This is a genomic window from Streptomyces sp. NPDC055506 (genome assembly GCF_053643595.1).
Map to the genome: position 1 here is coordinate 46,303 of NZ_JBSHKH010000050.1, position 7,057 is coordinate 53,359.

The 7,057-nt window shown below is 71.5% G+C and carries 6 protein-coding genes; all 6 read right to left on the reverse strand.

What is annotated here, in order from left to right; genetic code table 11:
• Positions 1 to 6: 6 nt before the first annotated feature.
• Complete coding sequence (locus tag ACWIF2_RS20485; protein ID WP_454361935.1) at positions 7 to 1,908, reverse strand: VgrG-related protein; 1,902 nt, start codon at positions 1,906 to 1,908, stop codon at positions 7 to 9.
• Positions 1,908 to 2,633 (reverse strand): CIS tube protein, encoded by a 726-nt coding sequence (locus ACWIF2_RS20490; protein WP_454361936.1) that lies wholly within the window; start codon positions 2,631 to 2,633, stop codon positions 1,908 to 1,910. Before ACWIF2_RS20490 ends, ACWIF2_RS20485 begins: the two co-directional genes overlap by 1 nt.
• Before the next feature lie 17 nt (positions 2,634 to 2,650).
• A complete protein-coding gene (locus ACWIF2_RS20495) occupies positions 2,651 to 3,073 on the reverse strand; it encodes a phage tail protein (protein WP_382496833.1) in 423 nt (140 codons plus the stop codon).
• A gap of 16 nt (positions 3,074 to 3,089) precedes the next feature.
• Positions 3,090 to 3,560 (reverse strand): extensin, encoded by a 471-nt coding sequence (locus tag ACWIF2_RS20500; protein WP_454361937.1) that lies wholly within the window; start codon positions 3,558 to 3,560, stop codon positions 3,090 to 3,092.
• Positions 3,561 to 6,506: 2,946 nt separating this feature from the next.
• Positions 6,507 to 6,665, reverse strand: a complete 159-nt coding sequence (locus ACWIF2_RS20505; protein ID WP_189728064.1) for a DUF6760 family protein — start codon at positions 6,663 to 6,665, stop codon at positions 6,507 to 6,509.
• Positions 6,662 to 7,057 (reverse strand): hypothetical protein (locus ACWIF2_RS20510; RefSeq protein WP_454361938.1); only part of this gene is annotated, 396 nt, incomplete at its 5' end. The genes ACWIF2_RS20510 and ACWIF2_RS20505, both read right to left, overlap by 4 nt.

Sequence of the window (7,057 nt, forward strand, 5' to 3'; positions counted from 1 at the left end):
CGGTCGTCACGGCAGCGGATACGGCTTGCTGTTGACCAACACCGCGCCCTGCAGCGCGATGGTGATCGCCCGGATGCCGACATTCGCAATGGTGTTGACCTGGACCGTGCCACCCGCAGTGAACGTTGCCGCGCCGAGCGCCTTGAGATTGAGCGCGCCCATCGCGTCCACGGTGACCGCTCCGCCGAGCGACTTGAGGTTGACCAGCCCGCGGCCCTGGATGTTGACCAACCCGCCGCTCTTGATGTTCACGGACCGCCTCGCGCTCAGCGTGAGATCGGTACCGGCCTCGACCGACACCGACCGGCTGCCCTTGATCTTCACCGACCCCTTGCTGTCCACCACGATCTCGGTATTGGTCCGGTCCAGGTTGATGGTCAGCTGCTTGTCGCCGGAGGCCAGCCGGACACCCTGCTTGCGGAGGCCGGTCTTCTGGCTGAGCAGGTCCAGCCGGTTGCCGTCCCGGTCCGAGACGGTGTGCCGGCTCGCCTTCTTGCGCACGGTGTCGTGCAGCGGCACGTCGTTCACGGGCGTCGGCTTGTCCTTGCCGTTGTAGAGCCCGCCGATGACGAAGGGATGGTCGAGGGCTCCCCGGTCGAACGCGACGAGCACCTCGTCGTTGACGTCCATGGGGAAGATGCCGCCGCCGCCGAGGCCGCCCCACTGCACGGTCCGCGTCCAGTCGCTGACATAGCTGTCGTCGAGCCACGGGAACTGCAACCGGACCCGACCCTGCTTGAGCGGGTCGTTCACATCGGTGACCAGGGCGTTGGCCACGCTCGGCAGCCGCGGCGCGCTCTCGGCGCCACCTGAGGCGAGCCCGTACAGCGACCTCCACTGCCGCCCGCTGACCGTCACCCACGCCTCGTAGTGCCGGCCGTCGCCGAACACATGCCGCACGGACGTCGCCGTGTACTTGCCCTCGAAGGGCTCCCCGACGTCCGACAGCGTCACCGGAACCCCCGGGCGCAGCTTGGGGTTTCCGCGCGCGACGACCTCCATCTCGGCGAACGAGGAGGTGAGGTCGTCGGCGAGGGCGTCGGCGGCGAACTTCACCTCGTTCTGCCGGTCGTACGGCGTGCCCGTCTCGACCAGCTTGGCCGGCTTGAACTTGCCGGCCGCCGCGCCGGGTGTCGTGCCGATGCCGATGCCCGGGTTGTCGGTGGCGGGCGCGGTCGCCGTCAGCTTCTTCTTCGTCGTGACGTCCCAGCCCCGCGACTCGACCTTGCCGACCTGGTCGGCGGCGGTGACGGCGGACCGCAGCCGCAGGATGTCGTGCCCCGCCTGGAGCACGAACGGGCTCCGGTCGCCGTCGGTCTTCGGCGAGGGCGCCCCGGACGACGGCTTCGGCTTCACGAACTGGAACTTGCCGTCCGCGTCGACGGACATCACCATCTCGTTCTCGTCGGCGAGCCGGGCGAGGAAGTCCCAGTCGGTGACGTTCGACTGGCTGATGAACTCGTACACCGTCTTCGTCGACTGCACCCGCCCCACGGGCACCCCGCCCTGCGCGGCGAGCTTGCGCGCGATGTCCGACGCGCTCTGGTTGCGGTAGGCGGCCACCCGGCGGCGCCGCAGCAGCCGGTGCCCGAGGTCGTAGCCGCGGATCACGGTGAAGGTGCCGGTGCCGTCGTAGTCGGCCTCCAGACCCGTGACCTCGCCGGTCAGCAGCGGGTCGGCGGCGCCCTGGCCGTCGGACACCGGCGTGATGACCACCGGCGTGCCGAAGGTGACCTTCAGATCGCGCAGGAGGATCCGGTACGGGTCCCGGAAGGTCAGCCGGAACGCGGCCGGCACCCCGGCGCCCTGGTCGACGTAGCTGTCGACCAGCGCCCGGGCGAAGTCGGGCGGCACCTTGGCGCCCCCGAGCTTCACCTCGACGACGTTGGAGAACGCGGACTGCACCATTACGGACGTACCTCCTCGGCGGCGGGCAGTACCAGTTCCGCACCGGCCGGCAGCCGGGACGGGTCGTCGATGCCGTTGGCCTCGGCGATCGAGCGCCAGGCGGCGGCGTTGCCGTACTCCCGCCAGGCCAGCGACTGCAGCGAGTCGCCCGCCACGACCCGGTGCACGCGCTGCGCGGTGAGCGCGCCCGACGTCGGGTTCTGCCTCTTGGTCTTGCTGGGGATCTCGTGCAGCTGGAGCCGGCAGGTGGCCCGGATGGGCACGCCCGTCGTGCCGAAGAGGGAGTACGTCGCCTCCACCGAGCTCACGTACGCCGTGAACCGGGCCGTGGAGAACGACCCCCACTGGAACACCACCCAGGGCGGCGACGGCTGCTTCGCGGCGATGCTGGCGTTGGTCACCTCGCAGCAGGCGAGCAGCGACTCCACCTTCTTCAGCACGGTGTTGCCGGCCGGCTTGGCGGAGGAGTCCAGGAAGATCTCCACGCTCATCTCACGCGCCTCGGCGCCCATGAACTCCGGCAGGGAGCCGTCCCGTTCGATCTGCGCGGGCGTCGACTTCCACTGGGCGCGGCGGGTCAGGGACAGCTGCGCGGGATTGAAGTCGAAGCCGAAGGTCTTGATGATCCCGCCGGGCGTGGTGCTCTTGCCGACGGGGGGCTCGTGAATCGCGAGCGTCGCCTTGACGAGGCTCTTTCCGGCGCCCTTGCTGCTGGCTCGTGCCATGTCTCCGTGCCGCCCCTTCAGTCCGTGAACCCGTGGTGGGCGATCTCCAGGACCTCGGTCGCCACGGCCGGGTTGGCGGGGTCCAGGCTGGGACCGCTCCAGCTCACCGGCAGTACGTCGATCAGCCCCCAGCGGGCCACCTCCGAACCGTCCGCGCGCAGCGCCGCGATCTGGGCGGTGGGCCGCTTGATCCCGGTCTGCACAGACGAGATCCACTTGGCCACTTTCGTGGTGTCCGGGGTGAGGGGGCGGGTCAGCCGGATGGTGGAGAAGGTGACACGGGTGGGCAGCTGCCAGACGAACCCGTTGTTGCCGCCCTCCTGGCGCTGCTCGACCTCCACCTGGGACGACAGCCCTTCGCATCCGTTGAAGTAGCCGAGGCTCTCACCGTCGATGCTGAGGGTGAACCAGATGGTGGAGCCCGGGTCCTGGCGGGACATCGAGGGCCTTTCTGTATCAGTGGCGGGGGTCGCGGAGTCTGCCGATCCGCTCGCGGTCCATGCGGAGTTCCGTGCGTATCAGCCGGGTGATGCGGCCGATGAGGCGGTGGACCAGCTCGTCGAGCTGGAAGTCGGTGAGCTCACGGGGGTCGAAGCCGCCGTTGGGGATCTCTGTGTAGGCGGGTGGGGGTGGTTGGTTCGCGGACGCGGACGCGGACGCGGATGTGGGTGCGGGTGCGGGTGCGGAGTCCGAGTACGGGGGTGGGGGGTTGGGGCTCTGGTGTGGTGAGGGGGGTGTGTACGGGGGTGGTGCGGTCTGGGCTGTGAGGGTGTCGGCGATGGTGGCGGCCGCGGCTGCCGCGAGGGCGCCGGTGGTGTTCTTGGGGGCGTTCTTGGTGGTGGTCTTCGGCTTCTTCCAGAAGCGCTGGACTACGGGGAGGGGGGAGGTGGGGGTGTAGGGGGCTGGGGGCGTCGGCGCTGGGCTCACGGGGGCGCCCAGGGGGGAGTGGCGGGGCGTGGTGGGGAGCGGGGCCGGGGCCGCCGGCTGCTGGGGTGAGGCGGTGGGCAGTGGGGTGATCGGGGCGCCGAGGCCGAGGCGGGGTGTGTGGGTGTGCGTGTGGCGTGGGGCGGTGGGCTGTGCGGGGTCGGTTGCCGTGCGGCGGTCGGCTGAGGGGGTGGTGGGAGGGAGTGCCGCTCGCTGAACGGTGCGCACTGACGGTGGAGCGACGGGGGCTTTGGCAGTGGGGGGTGCGGGAGGGGTGGCGTGGGGCGGTTGCTGTGGTTCGGGGCTCGGTTCGGGGCTCGTGGGGGAGGGCGAGATGTCAGTGGGTGCCGGGGTAGGCCTGTCGACAGGAGGGCGTGGTGGTGCGGTGGGGGTGCCCGGCGGCGGTGTGGGCGTGGTGGCCTGTTGGCGTTGGACCGTTGGGGCGGGATGGTCTGACGGTGGTGTGGAGGTCGGGTGGCTGTCCCGGCCGGGTGTCGGTGCCGTGTTGTCGGTGGGTGACGTCGTAGCGGTGTTGTCCGGCCGCGTGCGGCGTGGCGCTTGGGCGGGGGCGGTCGGGGAGTGGGCCGGTCCGGTGCCCGGGGTGGTGGATGACGGCTGCGGTCGGGTGTGGGTGGCCTGTCGGCGTTGGACGGACGGGATCGGTGCGGCTGTGGCGTGAGCCGTGCTGTGCGGGTGCGGGGACTTGCCCGGCGTCGAGTCCGTACTGACCGACTGGGTGGGCCCTTGCGCCCCGGCCGGTCCTGACGGCGGCGTCACCGCACCCGGCCGGGGCACGGGCCCCTTCGGCTGCGTGAGTGCTGCCTCCGCAGCCGGGCTGTTCGTCGTACGGCTCGTGGGGGCCGGGCCCGAGGGGACAGTGTCGCGTCGGTCGGCGGTGTTCGGGGCGTCGCCATGGCCGGAGACCGCGCGCTGCACAGGGGCCGGGGCTGCTTGGCGGGGCGGGGGTGTGTCAACTGCCGGCGTCCGCCGCGTTGCCGGGAGCGTGCGGCGCTGTACGGGTGCCGCTCCTGCCTGAGTCCTCGTCAGGGAGTCGGGCCGGGACGGCCGGCTCGCCGGAACGGGTGTCACGTGGAGGCCAGGAACGGGGAGCGGTGCGGCGAACTCCGCCCTGGCGGGCGGCGGCATCGGAGACACCACGGGAACCGAGGGAGCAGCCGAAGCTACGGGAGTTGTCGAACGGGCGGTCGCCCCACGTGCGGCTGCCGGAGCCGGCCGCGAACCGCCACCCGAAGGTGCGGAGCTGCTGCCTCTACCCAGCCGCTGGACCACGGGCGCGTGCGCACCGGCAGCCCTCGCGCCCCGGCCGGCCTCCGCACTCGCGGCAGGCCCCGGGGCCATACGGGCTTCCGCCCCGCCGCCGACATGCTCAGGGCCTCCATGGGTGCCTGAGGCCCCGACAGTCTTGGAGGCCCCGGCACCCTGCGACGCCTCGGAAAGCCCCGAGGCCGGGGGAGTCTTAGAGCCTCCGGCAGCTTTCGGTGCCCCGGCACGTTTTGAAGCTCCGGGAGTCCCCGAGGTTCCGGGAGCCTCCGAGCTCCTGGCTCCCTTCGAGGCCGCAGGAGTTCGCGAGGCTCCGAGGGTGTTCGATCCTCCGGCACCTTCCAGTGCCCCGGGGGCCCCAGAGGCCCCGGCATCCTTCGATGCCCCGGGAGTCCCTGAAGGCCGGAGGGCCTCCGAGTTCCCGGCTCTCTTCGAGGCCGCAGGAGTTCGCGAGGCTCCGGGGGTGTTCGATCCTCCGGCACCCTCCAATGCCCCGGGAGCCTTTGCGGCCCGAGCATCCTTCGATGCCCCGGGAAGCCCCGAAGCCCGGGGAACCTCCGGCCTCTCGGCATCCTTCAAAGCCCTGGGAGTTCCCGAGGCCCCGGGAGCCTTTGCTCCTCCGGCACCTTCCGATCCTCCGGCACCCTTCAATGCCCTGGGGGCCCCAGAGGCCCCGGCATCCTTCGATGCCCCGGTGGGAATTGCCGAAGCCCGGGGGTCCTGCGAGCTGCTGGCACCCTTCGGGGCCTCCGGAGTTGCCGAGGCTCCGGCAGCCTTTGCTCCTACGGAACCCTCCGATCCTCCGGCACCCTTCAATGCCCTGGGACCCCCAGAGGCCCCGGCATCCTTCGATGCCCCGGCGGGAATTGCCAATGCCCGGGGGACCTGCGAGCTGCCGGCACCCTTCGAGGGCTCCGGAGTTGCCGAGGCTACGGGAGCCTTCGCTCCTCTGGCACCCTTCGCTCCTCTGGCACCCTTCGCTCCTACGGCACCCTCCGAGCCTCCGGCACCCTTCAACACCCCGGGGGCCCCAGAGGCCCTGAGAATCCTTGAACCCCAGGAAACTGTCGAACCCTCGGAGCCCTCCGCCCCCGAAGGCACCCCCGAGCCCCCCGAAACTCCAGCAGCACCCCCAGACCTGGCGGGACCGGTACCCGAACCAGCACCAGCCCGAGCCCCGTCAGCCCCAACCGCCCTCGCCGGAATCTCCCGCAACGGCACCGCAGGTGCCCGCTGTACCACCGGCTCCGGGCCGGTCAACGGCAAGGTTCCCGTGGGGCGTTCGAGGCCGAACACCGGTCGGCCCGACGTCGGGTGTGAGAGGTCGCCGAGCAGTGTGCGCGACTGCCCGTCGAGGACCGAGGGCGACGCCGTGCCCGCGAAGGTCGGGTTCTGCCACGTAGGCAGGCGCCCGCCGAACCCCGCGTCGGCGACCCCGGCCTCCCGCTCGGAGGCCAGGGCCCGCTGGATCGCCGGCAGCCTCGACCAGGCGGCGCTCACCACGGGGCCGGCACCCGTACCGGCACCCGGACTCGTGTCCGTACCGGTGGCCGCACCCGTACTCGCGGAACCACCGCCCACCGGTACCGCCTCAGCGGCAGCGACCCCGTCGCCACCCTCAAGCCCGCCGTCCCGCCGTCCCCGCAACCGGTCCAGGAACCCCATGCCTCAGTCCTCCGCCCCGGCCCGCGTGACCAGGGACGCGATCTCGGCCGTGTAGCGGCGGCGGTCGCGGTGTTCCAGGTCCAGGATGTCGTCCATGCTCCAGTGGAAGTGGTAGGCGACGTACGCGATCTCCTCGTGCAGCCGGTCGGTCGCGTACGTCACGATTCCCCCAGGCGGCTCCCGCCGAGTTCCACCTCGAAGGGCTCCGCGCAGTGCGGGCACTCCACGGCCGCGCGGGTGTGGCCCTCCGCGTTGATCTGGCGGTAGAAGTCCTGGAGGAAGGCGAGGTCCGAGGCGAACATGTTCTCCACGGTCCCGTCGTGCACATTCGGCAGCGTGCCGAGCCGGGTGATCACCCGGCCCAGCAGCACGACCGACAGGAACGCCGGGTTCTCCTGCACCCGTACGTCCCGCAGCGGCACGAGTTCGTCCCGGGCCGTCGACAGGCGCATCACACCGTCGCGGTGGACGGTGCCCGACTCGTCGACGTACCCGCGCGGCAGCTGGAAGGGGAACTCGGTGCGCAGTTCGTACTGTTGCTGCGGCGCGGCCTG